Raw genomic sequence first — 21,109 nt, 5'->3', positions numbered from 1 at the left:
GCCGCGGGCCAGCGGCGGGTTAAGCAGATGTGGGCCGCCTCCCTTTCACAGGGGAGGCGGCCCACCGTCGTCTGCGGCGCGGGTTGCGCGGGACCGGAAAGGTGCGTTACTTGGCTTCGGGCAGGTCCAGCACGGCCAATGGCTCGGTGCTCGGGGCGGTGCTGCTTCCGTCGCCCGGTTCCACCGAGACCATGACGGAGGCGAGCTTGTCCACGCCGTTGAACCCTTCCTTGACGGGCTTGTCCGACGGGGCGATGGTGGCCAGCAGGGTGGGCCGGTCGGTGGAGGCCTCGATGAGCCACACCACGTAGTCCTCGGTGGGGTCGATGGCCGGCAGGCCGGTCAGCTCGATCATCCCGGCGTCGGCCTTCGCGGAGGTCTTGAGCACCGCATGCCCGCCGCCCTCGAGGTCCGCCTGGGCGACGACCTGGTCGGAGGCGCGCTCGACCTTGGAAACGTAGTTGGTCGGAATCAGGTTCACCAGCCCGGCGACCAGGCCGATGACGATCACCGCCAGGGCCGCGACCACGAACATCCACTTCTTCAGCGGGCGCCGGGCGGGGGACTCGGCGTCCGTGGACACCGCATCGACAAGATCCATGCCGAGGTCGTCGTCGTTCTCATCGCCGCGGTGCGCAGGGTATGCGGGATCGGTGCCGGTCATGATGTTGCCATCCTTTTCAAAGAGCGGGGGTGGCCGGTAATTGCCACGTGTAAGCATAGGCCAGAAGGCTAGGGATTTAGTGTGTGCCGCCGGTGGCGAAGCCGTGCTGGCGCCAGGCCTCGTAGAGCGCGATGGAGGCGGAATTTGCGAGGTTCAGCGAGCGGCGGGCCTCAAGCATCGGCAACCTGACGGTGGCGGTGATGTGCGCATCGGTCTTCAGTTCCGCCGGCAGCCCGACGGACTCGGGGCCGAAGAGCAGCACGTCGCCCGGCTGGTAGGACACCTCCGTGTAGAGGGTGCTGCCCTCGGAGGTGAAGGCGAAGACGCGGGCGGGGGCCAGGGCCGCCCAGGCCGATTCGATGTCCGGGTGCACGGTGACCACGGCCAGGTCGTGGTAGTCCAGGCCGGCGCGGCGCAGCTTGGAATCCTCGAAGTCGAAGCCCAGCGGCTCGACGAGGTGCAGTTCGGCGCCGGTCACCGCGGCAAGGCGGATGGCGTTGCCGGTATTGCCGGGAATTTCGGGAGTGTAAAAAAGGATTCGGAACACGCACCCCAGTTTACGGTGCGCCGGGCCCGTCCATGGTGCCGGGCGCCCCTGCGGCGGTTCCCCGGCGGGTCCGCGGGGCCGGTGCGCCGGGGGCGGGAGCGCAGGTGGCTAGTACATTCCGCCGATAAGCCGGGCCAAAATGGTGCGATCCACCACATGCGGGGTGGGCCCGGTGCCCAGGAACATCTTCATTTCCCGCACCAGGTTCACGGCGTTGACCACGTTGAGCACGTTCATCGGCCCGGGTTCGGCGCCGCGCGCGTAGTCGATGACCGGTTCATGCAGGTTCCCGTCGGGGGACAGGATCACCGTCCACCCGGTCACGTTCAGCTCGGGGAAGAGACGCTGCATCTGGTGCACCACCGGCCCGAGGCGCGGCGGGTCGATGTGCTTGCCGTCGCGCAAGAGGGTCGAGCCATCCCAGCGGTAGACGCCCCTGGGCAGCAGCATCGAGTGCACCAGGGCCAGGCGGTAGCCGCCGAGCAGGGCGTGGTCGATGTACCCGCCGCCGGGGGCATGCAGCCCGTTGACCAGCCGGGTCGAGGGCAGGGCGGTGAGCACCTGGCGTGAAAGCAGCTGCACCGAGCGGTTCTCGCGGGCCAGTCGTGCCTGGGCGCCGAAGATGCCGCGCTTGCGCGGTTCACCGTGGACCTGGCGGATGGAGGTGGCCCGGTCGATGGCCCCGGGCTCCTCGAGCCCCGGCAGGTAGATCGTCGCATCGGTGGCCGAGGGGCGGGCGCCGCCGGTGCCAAAGCGCATGGAGCCGCCTGCGCCTGGGGGGTGTGCCGGTTCGGTGGCGTGGGCACCGGGTGCCGGGGCGCCCCCGCGCAGGTAGCTGGACTCGGTGCCGTAGCTGCGGTCGTAGCGGGTGCGGGCGTCCGGGTCGATGAGGGTTTCGTAGGCGAGCGTGGCGCGGGCAAAGTCCTGGGCGTCGCCGCCGTGGTCGGGGTGCGTGAGCCGGGCCGCCCTGCGGTAGGCGGACTTGATTTCCCGGGGGCTGGCGGTGGGGGCAATGCCCAAGACTTCATAATGGGTTTGCCGCTGGGCCACGTGGCCGCCTTTCGGTTCGGGGTGCGGGAGGGCAGGGGTGCAGGTCCCTGGACTCGGGGGCGCGCCGGGTCCGAAGCCCGGTATCGCTCCAGCGATCCTACCGGTTCCGGGTGCTGGTTTGCTGTGTGGGTGCCCCGGCCCCGGGCCCGGAGCGCGGCTTTCAGCGCCGGCGGTATTCGGCCAGCAGGGTGCCGTCCTCCTCCAGCAGCAGGTTCAGCCCCAGCTGCCGGGGTTCATCGCCCTGGTGCCCCCGGGCGATCCGGGGCCCGTCGCCGCCGGCCAGCACGGGGGAGTAGGTCACGCACAGGCTGTCGAGCGCGTCCGCGCGCTGGAAATCGGCCAGCAGCGTGGGTCCGCCCTCGGAATGGATCACGCGCAGGCCACGGGCATGCAGGGTCTCGATGATCCAGCGCGGGTCGATCGCGGGTCCGGGGGCCTGCGCCGAGACGACCTCGGCCACCGCGCCCAGGGCCGCGGCGCGCCCCGGATCGGCCGAACCGGAGCCCAGCAACAGGATCTTCCCGGGGTTCTTGGTGAACAGTTCGCTGTGCGCATCCAGGTCCAGGCGGCCGGAGACGACCACGAGCAGCGGGCGCTCGGGCATCCCGTGCGCCAGGCGCCAGGCGCGCGAGGCGGCATCGAGCAGCTCGCCCTCGTAGCCCTCGGCGCGGATGGTCCCGGCGCCGACGACAATGGCATCGGCCAGCCGGCGCAGCAGCATGAACACGCGATGGTCCGGTGCGGTGCCCAACGCCCCGGAGAGCCCCTCGATGCTTGCGGCCCCGTCGGTCGAGCTGACGAAGTTGAAACGGACGAAGGGCTCGGTGCCGCCGCCGGGCGCGTACCAGTCAAGCAGCTGCCGATCGTCGGGGTCCGGGGCGGGGGCGGGAAGCAGCCTGCGCATCAGGCGTTCTCCCGGGCCGCCACGCGCACGGTGTTGCCGGCGGCTCCCAGGGCCCCGGGGTGGGCCGGCGCATTGACATCCCCCATGTTGTGCGCCAGGTACGCCGGTTCGCGCCATCCCATGGCCGCCTCCAACATCCGGATGGTGGAGACCGATTCGGGGACGTTGTGCATGCGGATGATCCGCGCCCCGTTCATGATGCACATCGTGGCCGCGGCCATCGACCCGGCGGTGCGCTCGGCCTTGGGTGCATCGAGGGTCTCGCCGATGAAGTCCTTGTTGGACACCGCCGCAAGGCTCGGGTAGCCCAGCGCGGCGATGGCCTCGAACCCGGCGGTGATGGCCAGGGTGTGGCGGGTGTTCTTGTTCAGGTCGTGCCCGGGGTCAACGATGATCTTGTCCTCGCCGATCCCCAGGGACCGGGCGAAGCCGACCTTTTCGCGCAGGTATGCGGCGACCTCTCCCACCACGTCCTTGTAGCGCGGGCGCGGGTAGACGGTCCGCGGGGCGGCCAGCGAGTGGGTGATGACCAGGTGCGCCCCGGCCTCGGCGACCACGGCACCGAGTTCCGGGTTGCTCAGCCCGGTGGTGTCGTTGATGACATCGGCACCGGCGGCCAGGGCCGCGGCGGCAACCTCAGGCAGGAACGTGTCGGCGGAGATGATCACGTCGCTGTGGGCGCGAACCGCCTCGATGACCGGGACGATCCGCTGGGCTTCCTCCTGCCAGGACAGGGCGGGCCCGGGGGAGAAGGGCACCCCGCCGATGTCGATCCAGTCGGCGCCGGCGTGCACCGCATCCAAGGCGGCGTCCACCGCGGAGGCCAGGGCAAAGGTGGCCCCGGAATCGTAGAAGCTGTCGGGGGTGCGGTTGATGATGGCCATCAGCGCGATCTGCGAGCTGAAATCGATGCTCCGGTGCGCAAAGCGGTGGACCGGGTGGCGGAGGGCTGGAAGGTACATGCTCATGCGGGCTCCTTGCGGGGATCTGTTATACCATTCTTACCAGTTTTAGAAGGATTTGCGTGGATTGGGCCGACCCCGGATGCCGCCCGGCCGGATGTTCGGCGAGCGTGCGGCCCCGCGCATGGGTACCCTGAGTGAATGACTTTGAACTTCACGGCCCCGGATGCCGGTGCGTGGATCGTTGCGGCACTGCAGGAACAAGGACGGGATGCGGACACCGCAAACCTCGTCGCGGGGCAGGTCCCGCGCGGCTTTCAGGCCTACGCGAGGATCTTCCACCCGGCGATGGGCCCCGACGGGCAGCCGGTGCGCTGGGAACAGATCGCCGCACGGCGCGGAACCACCATGCACGCCCTGGCGCAATTCGCCGCACTATCCGGCATCGGCGAGGACGGGGTGCCGCTGGCCGAGGATTCCTGGGAGGGAGAGGCCCCCGGCTGGGACGGACTGGGTGCCGCCGAGCTGCGCGCCATGGCCCCGCTGCTTGCCGCGCACACCACCACACCGGAGCAGATCCACCTGGCCCTGTGGAACGGGCTGGCATTCATCCACGGCGGGGACCAGGTCGAGGTCGTCATCGAGGACGACCCGGCCCTCGATGCGCAGCAAAACGCCCAGCGCGCCGCCGAGCTCGCGGCCAAGGCCAAGGCCCCGGCATTCTCCGATGCGGTGCGCAACGCGCCGACGCTGCAGATCGGCTCCGGCTACCGCTCCTTCTACCTCTTCACCGGGGACGGGCAGGACCTGGCCAGCCCGCTGTGGGCACGGACCTCGCTGGGGGAGCAACGCCAGTCGCCCAACCTGGCCTGGCCGATGGACCGCAAGTGGCTGATGAGCACCGAACTCTACGAGGACTCCACCATCGTCGGGGGCCCCCGCGCGCTCATCGACGCGCTGCTGGGCTGCGCGGCACTGGAAGCCTGGGAGGTCGAGGCCGACTCGCGGCTCGACGCGGCCGGGGACACCCGCAACGAACTGCCCGAGGCCGACACCGTGCCCTTCGACCCGGAGGAACTGGCCGGGGAATACTTCGGCGGGGAACAGAACTAGAAGGTCCCCGAGGACCCGGCGGCAGCCGATGCGGGGAGCGCGCAGGCCCCGGGCCGGGGCCCCGGGCAAGCTGTGAGCAATCACTCCGCCCCGGGACCCCGCAACACGGCTAGAATTGTTCGGTGTCCACGAGCCCCATTTACCTAGACCACGCAGCAACGACACCCATGTCGGACGCGGCGCTGGCCGCCATGACCCATGAACTGGCCCAGACCGGCAACCCGTCCTCGTTGCACGGCGCCGGCCGCCGCGCCCACCGCGTCATGGAGGAATCCCGCGAACTCCTCGCCGCCGCGGCCGGGGCCCACGCCTCGGAAGTCATCTTCACCTCCGGCGGCACCGAATCGGACAACCTCGCGCTCAAGGGCCTGTACTGGGCCCGCAACGGCGCCGACGCACGCCGCACCCGCATCCTGGTCCCGGTCATCGAGCACCACGCGGTGCTCGACACCGCCGAATGGCTCGAGGCCCACGAAGGGGCAACCATCACCTGGCTGCCGGTCACCTCCGACGGGGTCATCGACCTGGAGGTGCTCGCCGCCGAAATCGCCCGCGATCCGGCATCCATCGCGCTTCTCACCTGCATGTGGGCCAACAACGAGGTCGGCAGCGTCCAGCCGATCGCCGAGGTCGTCGCGCTCGCCGGACCGGCCGGCATCCCGGTGCATTCCGATGCGGTGCAGGCCTTCACCGCGCTGCCCATCTCCTTCGCCGATTCCGGCCTGGCGACCATGGCCGTGTCCGGGCACAAGATCGGCGGACCGGTGGGCATCGGTGCCCTCTTCGTGCGCCGCGACACGGTCCTGACCCCCATCCAGCACGGCGGCGGGCACGAACGCGCGCTGCGCTCGGGCACCCTGAACGCCGCCGCGGCTGCGGGTTTCGCCGCGGCGGCCACCGAGACCACGGCCAACCTGGCCGCCGAAACCGAACGCCTGGCCTCCCTGCGCGACGCACTGGTCGCCGGGGTGCACGAGCGCATCCCCGAGGCGGTCTTCAACGGCACCGCGGATCCGTCGCACGCCGGCACCCGGCTTCCGGGCAACGCGCACTTCACCTTCCCGGGCTGCGAGGGCGACTCGCTGCTTTTCGTGCTGGACATGCTCGGGGTGCACTCCTCCACGGGCTCGGCCTGCACCGCCGGGGTGCCGCGGCCCTCCCACGTGTTGCTGGCCATGGGCCGGGACGAGGAAACCGCCCGCGGCGCCCAGCGCTTCACGCTCGGGCATACATCGAGCGCCGCCGACGTTGAGACCTTGGTGGCCGCGTTGCCCGAGGCATACGCGCGCGCAAAAAAGGCCGGCATGGCCGCACAAGTCAGCAGCATCCAAACAGCAGGGACAGGGTTCACACGATGAAGGTTTTGGCAGCAATGAGCGGCGGGGTCGACTCGGCCGTTGCGGCGGCGCGAGCGGTCGATGCCGGCCACGAGGTCGTCGGCGTGCACCTGGCCCTGTCCCGCATGCCCGGCACCCTGCGCACCGGCTCGCGCGGCTGCTGCACCGTCGAGGACTCCAACGACGCCTGGCGCGCCTGCGACAAGCTCGGGATCCCGTACTACGTGTGGGACTTCTCCGAGCGCTTCAAGGAGGACGTGGTCGACGACTTCATCTCCGAGTACGAGGCCGGGCGCACCCCGAACCCCTGCATGCGCTGCAACGAACGCATCAAGTTCGCCGCGCTGCTCGAAAAGGCCATCGCGCTGGGCTTCGACGCGGTCTGCACCGGCCACTACGCCAAGGTCATCCGCGATACCGAAGGGAACCCGGAGCTGCACCGCGCCGCCGACTGGGCCAAGGACCAGTCCTACGTGCTGGGCGTGCTCACGCACGAACAGCTGGACCACTGCATCTTCCCGCTGGCCGACACCCCCTCCAAGGCGGAGGTCCGCGCCGAGGCCGAGGCCCGCGGGCTCTCGGTGGCCAACAAACCCGACAGCCACGACATCTGCTTCATCCCCGACGGGGACACCCGCGGCTGGCTGGCCGAACGCATCGACATGACCCCCGGTGCGATCGTGGACCAGGAAGGCAAGCCGCTGGGCGAGCACGAGGGCGCCCACGCCTTCACCGTGGGACAGCGCAAGGGCCTGAAGCTGGGCACCCCTGCAGCCGACGGCAAGCCGCGCTTCGTGCTGGAGATCCGCCCGAAGGAAAACAAGGTCATCGTCGGCCCCGAGGCCCTGCTGGCTGTCGACGAGCTGCGCGGCATCCGCATCTCCTGGGCGGGCCTGCCGATCGCCGATGCGTCCGCCGGCATCGAGTTCGACTGCATGGTCCAGGTGCGCGCGCACGGGGACCCTGTCGACGCCCGCGCCCGCGTCGAAGCGCAGGAGGACGGCACCAACGTCCTGGTCGCCACGCTCATCGAGCCGATGCGCGGGGTGGCCCCGGGCCAGACCATGGTCATCTACCAGGGCACCCGCGTGCTGGGCCAGGCGACCATCGACTCGGCCCGCTCCACCGCCTGGGACCCGACGCTCGTTTCCTGATCCACCACGCTCGATGAGGGCCCCGCCGGTTGCCCGCTGCGACCGGGCGGGGCCTTCGCCGTCCACGACGCACCGGCCGCCCCAGGTGCGATGCCCCGACAGCCCCGCCCGCGCCGGGGCTGTTCCGTGGCCGGGCCCGAACGGCTATCGTGTGGCCATGACCAGTCGACTAGCTGCCATTGCCATCGATGCGAGAAATCCACGGGTGGTGGCGGATTTCTGGTGCGCCGTCCTTCACTGGCGCGTGCTCGAGGAAGACGACGAGGGCATCGGCATCGGACCGCCGGACGGGAGCAGGCCTTCCATCGATGTGTTCGCGGTGCCCGAGCCCAAGAGCGTGAAAAACCGGTTGCACTTCGACCTGCGTGCCGACGGGGTCTCGACCGCGCAGGAGCTGGAGCGCCTGCTCGCCCTGGGTGCGCGGCGCACCGACGTGGGGCAGGGGCCGGACGTCAGCTGGGTGGTCCTGGCCGACCCCGAGGGCAACGAGTTCTGCCTGCTCTCTCGAACCGTCCAGGACCAGAAGAACCAGGGATGACCCCCGGGCCGGGAGAATTGCGCTCCGGAATCACTCGAGCGACATCGGTGTCGGCCTTGGGTGATTGCGCACCCGAAAGAGCACCAGGAGAAGCAACGCCGCGGCGCTGGCCAGGTAAAGAACACCGCCCCACGGGGCATGGTCGCGGCCGGAGATGCCGAAGGTGTCGGCAAGGCCGATCCCCGATGGGAACGACGCGACCATCAGCGACGGGGCACCGAGCACGATGAACAGCAGGGACAGCGTCGTGGCGCCGGCGGCCGAGATCTTCCGCCGCAGCGCCGCGACCAGCACCCCTGCACCAAGCAGGATTCCGGTGAGCGCCCACGCCACCACCAGGGGCGTCCCCGCATACTCGTGGGCACCGGCCATCTGGGCGCGGATCTCGGCCAACGTGGCACCCGGAACCGCTGCCAAGGGGTTCCAGACCAGGATCTGCAGCGCACCGACGACCGCGTAACCGGCCACCAGCCCGAATCCCGCCAGGGCGGCCCGCACCGTGCGGGAACGAGCAAGCGCCGGTTCCGTCATCATGCCGCCAGCCTAGCTGTTCTCCCCGCGGGGCCGGCTGGCGCGTCCCGTCCCCGCCCGGCGCCGCCCGTCCCCGCCCGGCGCCGCCGGGCGGCTATCGGCCGTCAGGACGGTGGGCGGGGTTCGGCCCGTCGGCCAGGGAGCGGATGTGGGCGGCGTTGCCGAGGATGGCGGGCTTGTACCGCTCCAGGTCCGGGGAATGCATGCCGGCGGCGACCACGTCGAGCAATGCCGCGACGGCCTCGTCGAGCCGACCGCACGCATGGAGGGAGATCGCCTCGAAGACGGCCAGCGACGGAGAATCCGGGAACTGCGCCCGGGCGCGCTCGAAGACCTCCGCCGAGCGGGCGAATTCGCCGAGGTTCCGCAAAGTGGATCCGTACTGCAGATGGCATCGGCGCAGCAGGTCGCCCGACAGCCCCGCGTCAAGGGCGCGCTCGTAAAACGACGCCGCGGCGCTTTCCTCTCCCGCCGTGTCGTAGGCACCGCCCACTTCGTAGAGGACCCGCGGGTTGCCGGGGTGCTTCTCCAGGATCGGCAAGAGTGCTTCGATGGTGGGCTGCATGTTGTTCCGGTCGCGGGCCTCGAAGATCCCCTCGAGCTGATCGTCCAGTGTCATCGCCCCAGTATCCAGCAACCAACGTCAAACGGGACCTGTGCCGGGTATGGAACCGCCCGCGGGACGATGGATCCACGTCTTGCCTGGGCGGGGCCCGGGGCATGGGGCTCGCTTCCCGTGCGGACGCGAAACCGGCCGGCCCCCGCGTGGCCCGGTCCAGCGGGCGGCGGAAGCGCCTGTAGGATTTGGCAGCATGTCGCTGGGGAGGGGATACGGAAGATTGTGGGCAGGCACTGCCGCCTCGAACTTCGGCGACGGCATCAGCTACATCGCGATTCCGCTGTTGGCGACGGCGCTGACGACGAACCCGTTGCTGGTCGCGGGACTGTCCATGGTGTACTCGGTGGCCAAGTTCCTGGTGGTCCTGCCCGTTGGCGCCATCGTCGACCGGATGGACCGAAAAACCATCCTCTGGATCTCCAACCTGGGCCGAAGCGTCCTGCTGGCGGCGCTGGCCGCGCTGGTGGCCACCGGAACGGAGTCGGTGCCCGCACTATACGTGGCCTTTGCCCTGATCGGGCTCCTGGAAACGGCCGCGGACAACTCGGCCCTGACCATCCTCCCGTCGCTGGTGGGCAGCAAGGACCTGGATCGGGCCAACAGCCGGATTTCCGCCACCCAGCTGGTCGCCGACGAGTTCATCGGTCCGCCGTTTGGCGGGTTGATGTTCGCCGCGGCCATGGCATTGCCCCTCGCCGCCACCGCCGGGGCGTACGCGTCGGCCGCGCTGCTCTTCCTTGGCCTGGCGGGCACCTTCCGTCCCGCACGGCAGTCCGGGCCCCGGATGGCGCTGCACCGGGAAGTCGTCGAGGGCGCAACATGGCTGGCCAGGCACCCGCTGCTGCGCACGTTGGCGGTCATCGGCGGGTTGGCGAGCGTCGCGTACATGATGCAGTTCTCGATCCTTGTCCTTTTCGCGCGCGACGTCCTGGACCTGGGGTCCGCCGGCTACGGGATCCTGCTTTCGGCGTCGGCACTCGGCGGGCTGGCCGGAGCGGTGGTGGTGGCGCCGCTGCGGCGCAGGATCGGGTATGCCGCCACCACCGCCGGCAGCCTGCTGGTGGGCGCGGCCAGCCTCCTGGCGATCTTCCTGACCGATGTCCCGTGGGTGGCCGGATTGTTCTTGGCCACCTACATCCTGCATGCCGTGGTCTTCAGCGTCTGCGTCGGCTCCCTGCGCCAACGCCTGGTGCCGGATCGGCTGCGCGGACGGGTCAATGCGGTTTCGAAGTTGTTCGGCCTTGCCGGGCTCGCCATCGGAGCCGGCCTCGGCGGCCTGCTCGCTACGGTGTTCGATCTGGCGGTGCCATTCCTGGCGGGATCCTTGGTGTTCATCATCTGCGCGGCCATTGCGTGGCCGAACCTTCGGGGATGGGAGGTCTCGTCCGCGGTCCATTGAAGACCCGGGACCGATGCCCGCGAGGCACCCGGGTTCATTGGTGGCGTGCACCTCGGCACCGGAGCGAAGGGGGCCACCCCAAGCGGGGGCCCGGACATGGCGGACCGGGCAGGCCACTCGGATACCGGCAGTGTTTGGGCGCCGACGAGTGCCGACGGGTGCGAGAGGAACGACGAGGAGATGGCGACATGGGAGAGCCGCACGTCAACATGAACATCACGCTCGATGGCGTGTTCCAGGCAAACGGGGGCCCCAGCGCACACGACGGGGACGTCGAATACGCCGGGTGGGAGGCACCGTACGGCGACCAGGAATCCAACGAGAGGCTGGTCGTCGAGATCCAGGGATCCGACGCGTTGTTGTTGGGGCACACCACCTACGACAACTTTCGCGGCCACTGCCCGGTGGCGTTCGGGCCGCGCACACGCAAAAATCCCGCCTGCCGGCCGCGGGGAGCGTCCGGCAGGCGGGACCCTTGGCCGTTCAGGCCGGTTCGCTAGGCCTTGTCTTCGTCGACGATGCCGTACATGCGCGTGGAAATGTCGGGGTACTCGAGACGGGTCTTGCCCGCATCGAGCGGCGGCAGCTGCGCCGGTCCGTGCTCCACGCAATGCACGAAGTCGAATTCCGGCCACCACTTCTTGGGCCGCTCGGCCTCGGTGAATCCGCATACGGCGCAGGTCAGTTGGACCCATACGGGGCGCTTGCCGGTCCGGTTGGCGCGCGATTGGATCAGCCAGGCCGGGGGATTGGCGTTCAGTTCGGCAAATTCGGCTTCGCTCATCCGCGCCGGGATGCCGTGGCGCTTGGCCATTTCCATGGGGATATCCAACGCAATCGCTGCGTCTCTACGTGTCATCATCGTGCTTAACCCTAGGCCACTTGTGCTTGCGGTGCCGACGCAGGGTCGGCGGCGCCGGGTCGGGCTGCGGCAATGACGCAGGCCAAGGATCACATTTGCATTCCAATGTGTGCCGAAACACTCGATAGTGGCATTCGGTGACGGGGATCACCTAGGCTGTATGGCGTGTGGGTTCACTCACACATCATGTGCTCGCAGACAGATTAAGGATTGCTCATGGCCCGCAAGAAGAACGGGATGCGCCTCGCCGCTGCCGTTATCGGCATCTCCGCCCTGGTCCTGACCGGTTGCACCGGTCCGGCCGCCACCCCCGGGGGCAGTGAAGGGGGCGACGGAGGCACCACAAGTGCTCCGATCACCCTGGGAACCACCGACAAGGTCACTTCCCTTGACCCGGCAGGCTCGTATGACAATGGCTCGTTCATGGTCATGAACCAGATCTACCCCTTCCTGCTGAACTCCAAGCCCGGATCGGCCGACCCGGAAAACGACATCGTCGTTTCCGCCGAGTTCACCTCGCCGACCGAGTACACCGTGAAGTTGAAGCCGGGACTGAAGTGGGCCAACGGCCACGACCTGGATTCCAAGGACGTCAAGCACACCTTCGACCGCCAGGTGAAGATCAACGACCCCAACGGCCCGGCCTCCCTGCTGGGGAACCTGGACAGTGTCACGGCCCCGGATGCCACCACCGTGGTGTTCAAGCTCAAGAGCGGCAACGACCAGACCTTCCCGCAGGTGCTCACCAGCCCCGTCGGCCCCATCGTTGACGACGAGGTCTTCCCGGCCGACAAGGTCCTGGCCGACGACGCAATCATCTCCGGCAAGGCCTTCGCCGGCCAGTACACCATCGAGTCCTACGCCAAGAACTCGCTGATCTCCTTCAAGGCCTTCGACGGCTACCAGGGCCTGCTTGGCGCCCCGGCGAACTCCGTGGCCAACATCAAGTACTACGCCGACTCCAACAACCTGAAGCTTGACGTGCAGCAGGGCAACATCGACGTGGCCTGGCGCGCACTCTCGCCCACCGACGTCGAGGACCTCACCAAGGACTCCAAGGTCAAGGTGCACAAGGGGGCCGGCGGCGAGCTGCGCTACATCGTGTTCAACTTCGACATCATGCCCTTCGGTGCGAAGACCGATGGCGCCGATGCCAAGAAGTCGCTGGCCGTCCGCCAGGCCGCAGCCAACCTGCTGGACCGCCAGGCCATCGCCACCCAGGTCTACAAGGACACCTACATCCCGGTGTACTCCTACGTCCCGCAGGGATTCACCGGAGCCATCGAGCCGCTCAAGGACCTCTACGGCCAGGACGGCGGACCATCGCTGGACAAGGCCAAGGCTGTGCTTGAGGCCGCAGGCGTCAAGGGCCCTGTCGATTTGAAGCTGCAGTACAACCCGGACCACTACGGCCCGAGCTCGGGCGACGAATACGCGATGGTGAAGAACCAGCTGGAGGAAGGCGGCCTGTTCAAGGTCGACCTGCAGTCCACCGAATGGGTCACTTACCAGAAGTCCCGCGTCACCGACTACCCGGCCTACCAGCTGGGCTGGTACCCGGACTACTCGGATGCCGACAACTTCCTCTCGCCGTTCTTCGCCAAGGCCAACTTCCTGGGCAACGGCTACGACAACCCCGAGGTCGACAAGCTGATCAACGAACAGCGCGTCGAGCCGGACCGCGCCAAGCGCACCGCGCTGATCGAGGAAATCCAGACCAAGGTCGCCGGCGACCTGTCCACCCTGCCGATCCTGCAGGGTTCCCAGGTGGCCGTGGCCGGAGCGGACGTCACCGGGGTCGAAAAGACCCTCGACGCCTCGTTCAAGTTCCGCTTGGGCGTCTTGGCCAAGTAGGTTCCCCTCCGGGACAGCCTTGCAACAGCACGCGCACAGCTCCGGCGACACGGCCGCGCACACCGCCATCCACGGCGGCGTGCGCGGCCGTGTCGCGGGGCCGGCGCACGCACGACCTAATTTCTTGAGCTAGGACTCCACCACCCCATGGCAATCACCACCGAAATCGCCGATGAACCATCGGCAGCACCGGCGCCCACCCCGGCGCCCGCCAAGGCAGGGGGAAGTTTTGCGCGATACCTCGTCACTCGCTTCCTGCTGATCTTCCCCACCATCTTCATCCTGGTCACGCTCGTCTTCTTCCTGATGCGCGTCACCGGCGACCCGATCACCGCGGCCCTCGGCGGCCGCCTGACCCCCGACCAGCTGGCCGAGCGCATCGCCGCGGCCGGTTACGACCGACCGGTCATGGTCCAGTACCTCGAGTACCTCGGGCAGATCTTCACCGGCAACTTCGGACGCACCATCTCCGACAACCGCGCGGTCACCGAGGTCCTGATGACCTACGGCGCCGCCACCGCCGAACTCGCGTTCAACTCCCTGGTCATTGCGCTGCTCATCGGCATCCCCTTCGGCCTGCTCTCGGCCAAGCTGCGCGACCGCTGGCCCGACGCGATCCTGCGCGTCTTCGCGATCCTGTGCTACGCCACCCCGGTGTTCTTCGCCGGGCTGCTGCTCAAGCTGGTCTTCGGGGTCTGGCTCGGCTGGCTGCCGATCGCCGGGCGCGCGGGCATCAGTGCCGAGCTGCAACTGACCTCGCTGCAGAACCCCACCGGCATCTACCTGCTCGATGCGCTGCGTTCGGGCAACATGGCCGCCGCGGGCGATGTCATCGAACACGCGATCCTGCCCGCCGTGGCCCTGGGCCTGCTCACCGCCGGGGTGTTCCTGCGCCTGGTGCGCACCAACGTCATCGGCACCCTGGGCCGCGAGTACGTGGAGGCCGGCCGCTCGCGCGGGGTTTCCGAGTACCGTTTGCTGACCAAGCACGCCTACCGCCCGGCGCTGATCCCCATCATCACCGTGATGGGCCTGCAGATCGCGCTGCTGCTCGGCGGCGCGGTGCTGACCGAGACCACCTTCGAGTGGAAGGGCCTGGGCTTCCAGCTGGCCCAGTACCTCACCGCCCGCGACTTCGTGGCGGTGCAGGGCATCGTGGTGCTGCTGGCGGTCATCGTCGCGCTGACCAACTTCATTGTGGACATCGTTGCCGCACTCATCGACCCCCGAGTGAGGTTCTAGGACATGGCAACAACCACAACGCTCAAACCCCGCAAGGACGCCAAGGGCCCCTGGTGGGCCCGGCTGCCGATCGTCTCCCACTACCGGATGAGCGCCGGGCTGCAGCGCGGGATGCTCGTGGCCGGACTGGTCCTGACCATCGTCTTCGTGCTGGCCGCGGCCCTGGCCCCGGTGCTGGCACCCTTCGGCTTCTCGCAGATCTCCGATACCTCGGGCAACTTCCCGACCCAGGCCCCGCCCGGGGGCAAGTTCATCTGGGGCACCACCGTGGGCGGCTTCGACGTGTACTCCCGTACCCTGTGGGGAGCGCAGACCGCGTTCGCGGTGATCGTCACCGCGGTGGCATTCTCCATCTTCCTCGGCGTGGCACTGGGCCTGCTCTCCGGGTACATCGGCGGCTGGCTGGACAGGGTGCTGGTCGTGCTGGCCGACGCCATCTACGCCTTCCCGTCGCTGCTGCTGGCCATCGTGATGTCCATCGTGATCTCGCAAGGCCAATCCAGCCTCTGGGGCGGGGTCATGGCCGCGGCGATCTCCATCACCGTGGTCTTCATCCCGCAGTACTTCCGGGTGATCCGTGCCGAAACCGTGCGGCTGAAGGCCGAGCCCTTCGTCGAATCGGCGAAGGTCGTGGGCGCCTCCAACCTCCGGATCATGTCCAAGCACATCTTCCGCAATGCCACCCGCACGCTGCCGCTGATCTTCACGCTCAACGCCTCCGAGGCGCTGCTGACGCTGGCCGGCCTGGGCTTCCTGGGCTTCGGCATCGAACCGACCGCCGCCTCCGAATGGGGCTTTGACCTGAACCGCGCGCTGAGCGACGCGACCAGCGGCATCTGGTGGACCGGTGTCTTCCCGGGCCTGGCCATCGTGCTGACGGTGCTGGGACTGACCCTGGTCGGCGAATCCATGAACGACCTGGCGGACCCGCGCTTGCGGTTGCGCCGCAAGGCAAAGCGCCGCGGCGGAAAGGCCACAGCATGAACGCGCACCACAAGGACGTGATCGGCCGGGCCGATGGCACGGTCCTGGACATCAAGAACCTCGAGGTCACCTTCACCACCGACGCCGGCGAGGTCCCCGCGGTGCGGAACGTCAGCTTCGAGGTTGCCGCCGGGGAGGTCGTGGCGGTGGTCGGCGAATCCGGATCCGGCAAGTCGGTCACCGCACGCACCATCCTGGGGCTGCTGGCCGAGACCGCCGTGGCCCGCGGCGCGGTGGTGCTCAAGGGCAACAACATGCTCACCCTCTCCGCGCACCAGTTGCGCGCGGTGCGCGGGGACGACGTGGCGATGGTCTTCCAGGAGCCCTCCACCGCGCTGAACCCCGTGTACACCGTGGGCTGGCAGATCGCCGAGGGCATCCGCGCACACGGCAAGGTCTCCAGGAAGGAGGCCAAGGCACACGCCATCGAGGTGCTGCGCAAGGTCGGCATCCCGGAGCCGGAGAAGCGGGTCAACCACTACCCGCACCAGTTCTCCGGCGGGCAGAAGCAGCGCGTCATCATTGCCGCCGCGCTGGCGCTGAACCCGGCACTGATCGTCGCCGACGAGCCGACCACGGCGCTGGATGTCACGGTGCAGGCCGAGATCCTGGAGCTGCTGCGCGAGGTGCGCGACGACTTCAACACCGGGATCGTGCTGATCACCCACAACATGGGAGTGGTCGCGGACCTGGCGGACCGGGTCGTGGTGATGTACCAGGGGCAGGTCGTGGAGACCGCGCCGAGTGTCGAGCTCTTTTCGGCCCCGCGCGAGGACTACACCAAGGCGCTGCTGGCCGCGGTGCCGCACCTGGGCCGAAATTCCGCCTCCGCGGGCATGGTCTCGCGCTTCGGGCAGGAGAAAGAGGTGCTGGTGCAGGCCGCCAACCTGAACATCACCTACCCCGGGCGCCTGGGTTCCCCGTCGTTCACCGCGGTGGACGACGTGTCGCTGCAGATCTGCGCCGGGGAGGTCTACGGGCTGGTGGGGGAGTCAGGTTCCGGGAAGACCACCATCGGGCGGGCCATCGCCGGGTTGAACAAGGTCAGCGGGGGATCGCTGAAGGTGCTGGGGCACGAGATGCTCGGGTTCAAGGAGCGCAGCTTCAAGAAGGTCCGCCAGGACATCGGGTTCGTGTTCCAGGACCCCGCCGCCAGCTTCAACCCGCAGCTGTCCATCGCCGAGTGCGTTGCCGAGCCGCTGATCGTGCACCGCTCGCTCGATGCCCGCGCCGCGCGCAAGCGCGTCGAGGAGCTGCTCGAGGCGGTGCAGCTGCCCAAGGCATTTGCCGCGCGTTTCCCGCACGAGCTCTCCGGCGGCCAGCGCCAGCGTGCCTCGCTGGCCCGGGCGCTGGCGCTGGATCCGAAGCTGCTGATCGCCGACGAGCCGACCAGCGCGCTGGATGTCTCGGTGCAGGCCAAGGTGCTGGAGCTGTTCAAGGAACTGCAGGCCGAGCTGGGCTTCGCGGCCCTGTTCATCTCCCACGACCTGGCCGTCGTGGACATGCTCTCCACCTGGGTGGGGGTGCTCTACCGAGGCAAGCTCGTCGAGGAGGGCATCGGCAACCAGGTCATGGGCGACCCGCAGCACCCGTATACCCGGCGGCTCATCGCCTCGCTGCCGGTTCCCGACCCGGCGGAGCAGGCCATCCGCCGCGAGGCATTCCTCAAGGCCGTCTAGGCCAGGCGGTTTGGCACCACGGGTTCCCGCTCCGGCGGGTGCGCGGCCGGGGGCGGTCCACCACGGCGGGCCGCCCCCTTTGCCGTGCCCGCGCGACGTCCCCGGCCGCGCATCCGTTGCCGTCCGCGGTTCGCGTGTCACGGTTGGGCGCATTCAAGCGCGCAACCCTAGACTTGGGTTCATGAGCCAACAGAACAACGCACAGGTGCCAGACAACGCCGAAACCGGCGCCTACGACCCCGCCGCCAGTTCCCTGGCCGACACCGTCCAGAAAGAGGTCATGGAGGAGCTGCTGTCCATCCGCGGCAGCATCGACAACTTCGACGCGACGCTGGTCTACCTCCTGGCCGAACGTTTCAAGGCGACCCAGCGGGTCGGCCACCTCAAGGCCGTGCACGCGCTGCCGCCGAGCGACCCGGGCAGGGAAAAAGCGCAGATAGAGCGCCTGCGCCGCCTCGCCCAGGAGGCGCACCTGGACCCGGAATTCGCCGAGAAGTTCATGAACTTCATCATTTCCGAGGTCATCAGGCACCACCAGACGATTTCGGCGACGCACGCGGAGAACGGCAACTAGCGTGCAACCCGACACCCGCCCCGGCACCCACCCCGAGCCGGAACCCGAATCCGGCACGCGGGCAGCGGTGCGCCAGGTCCAGGCCAGCGCGCACGGTCCCATGCCCGGCACCGACCCGATGGAATCGGTGCTGGTGATCCGCGGCGAGATCGGCGCGCCGAACCTGCCGCACCTGCACCAGCTTCCGGACCGCGGCGTCGGCTCCGACGCGATCGGCCGCGGCGCGCAGCTGCTGGAGGAGATGGTCGTGGACCTGCAGCCCTACGGCTGGCGCCTGGCCGCGGCCCCGGGCATCGATGCCCGGCGGGCCGCCTCGGCGTTTCGCACCGACCTGAATGTGCTGGCCGATGCCATCGGCGCCGAGGAATCCGGCGGCACCGAGCTGAAGATCCAGTTCCCGGGCCCCGCCACGCTGGCCGCAAACCTGCACCTGCACCACGGCGAACGCGCCGTCTCCGACCACGGTGCCCGCCGCGACCTGGCCCAGTCCCTGGCGCTGGGCGCCGCCCGGCACCTCGAGGCGGTCTCCCGGATGACCGGCGGGCAGAAGATCACCGTGTACATCGACGAGCCCGACGCCGGGGCGGTGCTCAACGGGACGCTGCCGACCTCCAGCGGCTACCGCACGCTGCGCTCGGTGCCCGCCGCCGAACTGCGCGGCTGGTGGAGCGAACTGGTGCAGGCGCTGCGGGGCGCCGGCGCCGCGGAGGTCGTCATCGGTGCCGAGGCCGAACCCGGAACCTGGACGAGCCTTGCCGCCACCGCGCTGGAGGCGGGCGCCGATGCGCTGGGCGCCAATGCCGCCTCGCTGACCGTGCCCGGGTGGGAGCTGATTGCCGGGGCGGTGGAATCCGGCACGCGACTGTGGCTCGGTACCGTGGATGCCGGCTCGAAGCTGCCCGGCGTCGTGGAGGCCGTTAATGCCATCCGCCGTCCGTGGCGCCAGCTTGGGCTGCCCGATGCGGCGCTCGGCGCCCTGGTGCTGACCCCTTCGTCGGGTCTGGCCGAGCTCTCCCCGGCGCAGGCGACCGCAGTGCTCGGGCGCCTGGCAGGCTACGCCGAGGCGCTGAACCAGGTTCGCGTCGACGGCTAGGGCCAAATGGCCAGGGCCAAAGCCGCCGCCGGGCCTACCGGGGCGGCCGGATGGTGCGTGCCCCGTGCCCGGGAATCGGGTGCGGGGGACCGGTGCGGGATTCCGCCTCCAGCACCAGGTCCAGGCGCTCGTGCCTGATCCGGGCATCGACATGCAGCAGCGTGACCATGACCTGCCCCAGCACCGTGGACAAGGCGCCCACGACCGCCTGGGCGGCAACGCCGACCCACACGCCGAGGGCCGCGTTGGAGCCGGAGACGAACTGGCCCGTGGCCACATCCAGGATCTGGATCACGAGCCCCGAGAGCAGCCCCAGGACGATGCCGACCACCAGCAGGATCCCCAGGATCCGCCACCAGGATCCGCGCACCAGCCTCCACGAGGAGGCGATGGCCGCGCCGATGCCCATGGACCTGGCCACCAGCTCGACCGGTCCGAAGCAGAGCTTGATGGCCAGCCACACATACAGCGGCAACAGCGCCAGGAGCCAGAGGACCAAAAGGATGCCCGCGGCGGCCAGCCCCAGCGGGCGAGCCAGGGCGACGGCGCCTGCCACCGAGAGCGCCAGCACCAGCAGCACCGCGGCTCCGGCCAACAGGTTCCAGGCCGCCAACCGGATCATCGCCCGCGAGCTCAACGCCAGCGATGCGCCCCACCCGGTGCGCAGGCCCAGGGTGGCGCGCATCGCGGCGACGGTGCTCGGCCCAACGACCAGCACCCCGGCCAGCAGCTGCACCACCAGGTAGCCGCCGAACCCCGCGGCCAGTGACGGCCAGGACCGTTCGAGCCCCTGCAGCACCTCGGCGGGGGAGGACAGGCCCGGGTCCAAGGACACCTCGAAGCCGGTGAACCAGGGAAGCAACAGCCACAGTGCGAGCAGGGCCGGCAGCAGCTGGACCAGCACCGCGTTGAGCAACGTGGGGATCGGCGCGAGCCGGATGACGGCGAATGTCGCATCGAGCAGGTCCCCGAACCCCAGCGGCCGCAGTTCGATCACCCCGGGCTTCGCCGGTTGCCGGAACGGTTGCTGGAAGCGGTGCGCGGGATCCGGTCCGGCGCCGGATGGGACATCCGGCTGCCCGTCCCACCCGGACGGGGGCGGGCCCCAGGACGGGTGCGGATCGGGCTGCCCCGGTTCGGGGACCTGGGAATCGGCTGGCATCGGGAAACGACCTCAATCCTTGGCGGGGCTCCGGGGCGGGGAAGGATGCCGGGCGGGCCGTTCCTCCTCTTGCGGCCAGTCTAGCCGCGCCGGAATGCGAGACAAACGATGTGGTGGATTGCCGTTTCCGCGGCGATTTGCCCGGTGTGCTCATGTACTCTTGAGGTATCCGGGCGCATGCTTATCGCGGCGCCCAGCGCAAGGCTACGGAAGGGCAGATTATGAAGGCACGCATCCTGGTTGTCGACGACGACGAGGCGCTGGCCGAAATGATCGGCATCGTGTTGCAGAACGACGGCTTCGAGGCCGTGTTCTGCTACGACGGTGCCAAGGCATTGGGTGTTTTTCGCGAGGTCAAGCCCGATCTGGTGCTGCTTGACCTGATGCTTCCGGGACTGGACGGCATCGAGGTCTGCAAGCTCATCCGCGCCGAGGACGATGTCCCGATCGTCATGCTCACCGCCAAGTCCGACACCGCCGACGTGGTCCGCGGCCTGGAATCCGGTGCCGACGACTACGTCCCGAAGCCCTTCAAGCCCGCGGAACTGGTGGCGCGCGTGCGCGCCCGGCTGCGCCCCGGCGAACAGCACGCCCCCGAAACCCTGAAGATCGGGGACCTGAGCATCGATGTCGCCGGCCACCGGGTGACCCGCGAGGGCGAGCCCATCGGCCTGACCCCGCTGGAATTCGACCTCCTGGTTGCCCTGGCCCGCAAGCCGTGGCAGGTCTTCACCCGTGAGCAGCTGCTCGAGCAGGTCTGGGGCTACCGCCATGCCGCCGACACCCGGCTGGTCAACGTCCACGTCCAGCGCCTGCGCTCCAAGGTCGAGATGGATCCGGAAAGCCCCGAAGTCGTGCTGACCGTGCGCGGCGTGGGATACAAGGCGGGCCAGGCCTGAGC

Annotated in this window: 22 protein-coding genes; 13 read left to right on the top strand and 9 right to left on the bottom strand. The window is 69.2% G+C overall.

The window, feature by feature from the left end:
- Window positions 1–106: 106 nt before the first annotated feature.
- The 5 genes from JOF46_RS16590 to folP form a co-directional block, all read right to left on the bottom strand.
- A complete protein-coding gene (locus JOF46_RS16590) occupies window positions 107–664 on the bottom strand; it encodes an anti-sigma factor (RefSeq protein ID WP_209908996.1) in 558 nt (185 codons plus the stop codon).
- A 76-nt stretch (window positions 665–740) separates the two neighbouring features.
- Window positions 741–1,211, bottom strand: a complete 471-nt coding sequence (locus JOF46_RS16585) for a tRNA (cytidine(34)-2'-O)-methyltransferase (protein WP_209908994.1) — start codon at window positions 1,209–1,211, stop codon at window positions 741–743.
- A gap of 108 nt (window positions 1,212–1,319) precedes the next feature.
- Window positions 1,320–2,261, bottom strand: coding sequence for a J domain-containing protein (locus JOF46_RS16580; protein WP_209908992.1), 942 nt, complete (start codon window positions 2,259–2,261; stop codon window positions 1,320–1,322).
- Window positions 2,262–2,421: 160 nt separating this feature from the next.
- Window positions 2,422–3,165, bottom strand: coding sequence for a dihydrofolate reductase family protein (locus tag JOF46_RS16575; RefSeq protein WP_209908990.1), 744 nt, complete (start codon window positions 3,163–3,165; stop codon window positions 2,422–2,424).
- Window positions 3,165–4,133 (bottom strand): dihydropteroate synthase, encoded by a 969-nt coding sequence (gene folP, locus JOF46_RS16570; RefSeq protein ID WP_209908988.1) that lies wholly within the window; start codon window positions 4,131–4,133, stop codon window positions 3,165–3,167. The genes JOF46_RS16575 and folP overlap by 1 nt, the downstream gene beginning before the upstream one ends.
- Before the next feature lie 135 nt (window positions 4,134–4,268).
- Here folP and JOF46_RS16565 point away from each other — a divergent pair, with 135 nt between their 5' ends.
- The 4 genes from JOF46_RS16565 (at window position 4,269) to JOF46_RS16550 (ending at window position 8,209) form a co-directional block, all read left to right on the top strand.
- Entirely contained in the window at window positions 4,269–5,180 is a 912-nt protein-coding gene (locus JOF46_RS16565) for a hypothetical protein (protein WP_209908986.1), read from the top strand.
- Between the two features lie 122 nt (window positions 5,181–5,302).
- Window positions 5,303–6,538 carry a cysteine desulfurase family protein gene (locus tag JOF46_RS16560; protein WP_209908984.1) on the top strand — a complete coding sequence of 412 codons (1,236 nt, stop codon included), beginning with the start codon at window positions 5,303–5,305 and terminating at the stop codon, window positions 6,536–6,538.
- Window positions 6,535–7,671, top strand: coding sequence for a tRNA 2-thiouridine(34) synthase MnmA (mnmA, locus tag JOF46_RS16555; RefSeq protein ID WP_209908982.1), 1,137 nt, complete (start codon window positions 6,535–6,537; stop codon window positions 7,669–7,671). The genes JOF46_RS16560 and mnmA overlap by 4 nt, the downstream gene beginning before the upstream one ends.
- Before the next feature lie 157 nt (window positions 7,672–7,828).
- Complete coding sequence (locus tag JOF46_RS16550) at window positions 7,829–8,209, top strand: VOC family protein (RefSeq protein WP_209908980.1); 381 nt, start codon at window positions 7,829–7,831, stop codon at window positions 8,207–8,209.
- 30 nt (window positions 8,210–8,239) lie between these two features.
- On the opposite strand, the gene JOF46_RS16545 is transcribed toward JOF46_RS16550, so the two are convergent.
- Together JOF46_RS16545 and JOF46_RS16540 are read right to left on the bottom strand one after the other, a co-directional pair.
- Complete coding sequence (locus tag JOF46_RS16545; RefSeq protein WP_245348164.1) at window positions 8,240–8,743, bottom strand: hypothetical protein; 504 nt, start codon at window positions 8,741–8,743, stop codon at window positions 8,240–8,242.
- A 91-nt stretch (window positions 8,744–8,834) separates the two neighbouring features.
- Entirely contained in the window at window positions 8,835–9,359 is a 525-nt protein-coding gene (locus JOF46_RS16540; protein WP_209908978.1) for a tetratricopeptide repeat protein, read from the bottom strand.
- A 193-nt stretch (window positions 9,360–9,552) separates the two neighbouring features.
- Here JOF46_RS16540 and JOF46_RS16535 point away from each other — a divergent pair, with 193 nt between their 5' ends.
- A complete protein-coding gene (locus JOF46_RS16535) occupies window positions 9,553–10,758 on the top strand; it encodes an MFS transporter (RefSeq protein ID WP_209908975.1) in 1,206 nt (401 codons plus the stop codon).
- Window positions 10,759–10,946: 188 nt separating this feature from the next.
- Window positions 10,947–11,258 (top strand): dihydrofolate reductase family protein, encoded by a 312-nt coding sequence (locus tag JOF46_RS16530; RefSeq protein WP_209908972.1) that lies wholly within the window; start codon window positions 10,947–10,949, stop codon window positions 11,256–11,258.
- Here JOF46_RS16530 and JOF46_RS16525 read toward each other — a convergent pair.
- Window positions 11,255–11,620, bottom strand: a complete 366-nt coding sequence (locus JOF46_RS16525; RefSeq protein WP_209908970.1) for a hypothetical protein — start codon at window positions 11,618–11,620, stop codon at window positions 11,255–11,257. The genes JOF46_RS16530 and JOF46_RS16525 overlap by 4 nt on opposite strands.
- A 216-nt stretch (window positions 11,621–11,836) precedes the next feature.
- Here JOF46_RS16525 and JOF46_RS16520 point away from each other — a divergent pair, with 216 nt between their 5' ends.
- From JOF46_RS16520 to JOF46_RS16495, 6 genes are all read left to right on the top strand, one after another.
- The gene (locus JOF46_RS16520) at window positions 11,837–13,474 is read left to right on the top strand and encodes an ABC transporter substrate-binding protein (protein WP_209908968.1); all 1,638 of its coding nucleotides are present in this window, start codon (window positions 11,837–11,839) and stop codon (window positions 13,472–13,474) included.
- Window positions 13,475–13,621: 147 nt separating this feature from the next.
- The gene (locus tag JOF46_RS16515) at window positions 13,622–14,716 is read left to right on the top strand and encodes an ABC transporter permease (protein WP_209908967.1); all 1,095 of its coding nucleotides are present in this window, start codon (window positions 13,622–13,624) and stop codon (window positions 14,714–14,716) included.
- Between the two features lie 3 nt (window positions 14,717–14,719).
- The gene (locus JOF46_RS16510; protein WP_209908965.1) at window positions 14,720–15,700 is read left to right on the top strand and encodes an ABC transporter permease; all 981 of its coding nucleotides are present in this window, start codon (window positions 14,720–14,722) and stop codon (window positions 15,698–15,700) included.
- Window positions 15,697–17,379 (top strand): dipeptide ABC transporter ATP-binding protein, encoded by a 1,683-nt coding sequence (locus tag JOF46_RS16505; RefSeq protein WP_209908963.1) that lies wholly within the window; start codon window positions 15,697–15,699, stop codon window positions 17,377–17,379. Before JOF46_RS16510 ends, JOF46_RS16505 begins: the two co-directional genes overlap by 4 nt.
- Window positions 17,380–17,560: 181 nt before the next feature.
- Window positions 17,561–17,953 (top strand): chorismate mutase, encoded by a 393-nt coding sequence (locus JOF46_RS16500; RefSeq protein ID WP_209908961.1) that lies wholly within the window; start codon window positions 17,561–17,563, stop codon window positions 17,951–17,953.
- Window position 17,954: 1 nt separating this feature from the next.
- The gene (locus JOF46_RS16495) at window positions 17,955–19,046 is read left to right on the top strand and encodes a uroporphyrinogen decarboxylase/cobalamine-independent methonine synthase family protein (RefSeq protein ID WP_342592483.1); all 1,092 of its coding nucleotides are present in this window, start codon (window positions 17,955–17,957) and stop codon (window positions 19,044–19,046) included.
- Between the two features lie 34 nt (window positions 19,047–19,080).
- Here the strand turns inward: JOF46_RS16495 and JOF46_RS16490 are convergent, their stop codons facing one another.
- On the bottom strand, window positions 19,081–20,208 hold the full coding sequence (locus tag JOF46_RS16490) for a hypothetical protein (RefSeq protein ID WP_209908958.1): 1,128 nt from the start codon (window positions 20,206–20,208) through the stop codon (window positions 19,081–19,083).
- Between the two features lie 221 nt (window positions 20,209–20,429).
- Here JOF46_RS16490 and mtrA point away from each other — a divergent pair, with 221 nt between their 5' ends.
- On the top strand, window positions 20,430–21,107 hold the full coding sequence (gene mtrA / locus JOF46_RS16485) for an MtrAB system response regulator MtrA (RefSeq protein ID WP_071213530.1): 678 nt from the start codon (window positions 20,430–20,432) through the stop codon (window positions 21,105–21,107).
- Window positions 21,108–21,109 lie beyond the last annotated feature (2 nt).

The organism is Paeniglutamicibacter psychrophenolicus, from assembly GCF_017876575.1.
Taxonomy (GTDB): Bacteria; Actinomycetota; Actinomycetes; order Actinomycetales; family Micrococcaceae; genus Paeniglutamicibacter; species Paeniglutamicibacter psychrophenolicus.
Note: the sequence above shows the minus strand (reverse complement) of the source record. Positions and strands in the feature narration are given on the sequence as shown.

Coding starts and splice junctions, on each gene's coding strand:
- JOF46_RS16590 (WP_209908996.1), bottom strand. CDS start 664: ATGACCGGCACCGATCCCGCATACCCTGCGCACCGCGGCGATGAGAAC.
- JOF46_RS16575 (WP_209908990.1), bottom strand. CDS start 3,165: ATGCGCAGGCTGCTTCCCGCCCCCGCCCCGGACCCCGACGATCGGCAG.
- folP (WP_209908988.1), bottom strand. CDS start 4,133: ATGAGCATGTACCTTCCAGCCCTCCGCCACCCGGTCCACCGCTTTGCG.
- JOF46_RS16565 (WP_209908986.1), top strand. CDS start 4,269: ATGACTTTGAACTTCACGGCCCCGGATGCCGGTGCGTGGATCGTTGCG.
- mnmA (WP_209908982.1), top strand. CDS start 6,535: ATGAAGGTTTTGGCAGCAATGAGCGGCGGGGTCGACTCGGCCGTTGCG.
- JOF46_RS16550 (WP_209908980.1), top strand. CDS start 7,829: ATGACCAGTCGACTAGCTGCCATTGCCATCGATGCGAGAAATCCACGG.
- JOF46_RS16545 (WP_245348164.1), bottom strand. CDS start 8,743: ATGATGACGGAACCGGCGCTTGCTCGTTCCCGCACGGTGCGGGCCGCC.
- JOF46_RS16540 (WP_209908978.1), bottom strand. CDS start 9,359: ATGACACTGGACGATCAGCTCGAGGGGATCTTCGAGGCCCGCGACCGG.
- JOF46_RS16535 (WP_209908975.1), top strand. CDS start 9,553: ATGTCGCTGGGGAGGGGATACGGAAGATTGTGGGCAGGCACTGCCGCC.
- JOF46_RS16530 (WP_209908972.1), top strand. CDS start 10,947: ATGGGAGAGCCGCACGTCAACATGAACATCACGCTCGATGGCGTGTTC.
- JOF46_RS16525 (WP_209908970.1), bottom strand. CDS start 11,620: ATGATGACACGTAGAGACGCAGCGATTGCGTTGGATATCCCCATGGAA.
- JOF46_RS16520 (WP_209908968.1), top strand. CDS start 11,837: ATGGCCCGCAAGAAGAACGGGATGCGCCTCGCCGCTGCCGTTATCGGC.
- JOF46_RS16515 (WP_209908967.1), top strand. CDS start 13,622: ATGGCAATCACCACCGAAATCGCCGATGAACCATCGGCAGCACCGGCG.
- JOF46_RS16510 (WP_209908965.1), top strand. CDS start 14,720: ATGGCAACAACCACAACGCTCAAACCCCGCAAGGACGCCAAGGGCCCC.
- JOF46_RS16505 (WP_209908963.1), top strand. CDS start 15,697: ATGAACGCGCACCACAAGGACGTGATCGGCCGGGCCGATGGCACGGTC.
- JOF46_RS16500 (WP_209908961.1), top strand. CDS start 17,561: ATGAGCCAACAGAACAACGCACAGGTGCCAGACAACGCCGAAACCGGC.
- JOF46_RS16490 (WP_209908958.1), bottom strand. CDS start 20,208: ATGCCAGCCGATTCCCAGGTCCCCGAACCGGGGCAGCCCGATCCGCAC.
- mtrA (WP_071213530.1), top strand. CDS start 20,430: ATGAAGGCACGCATCCTGGTTGTCGACGACGACGAGGCGCTGGCCGAA.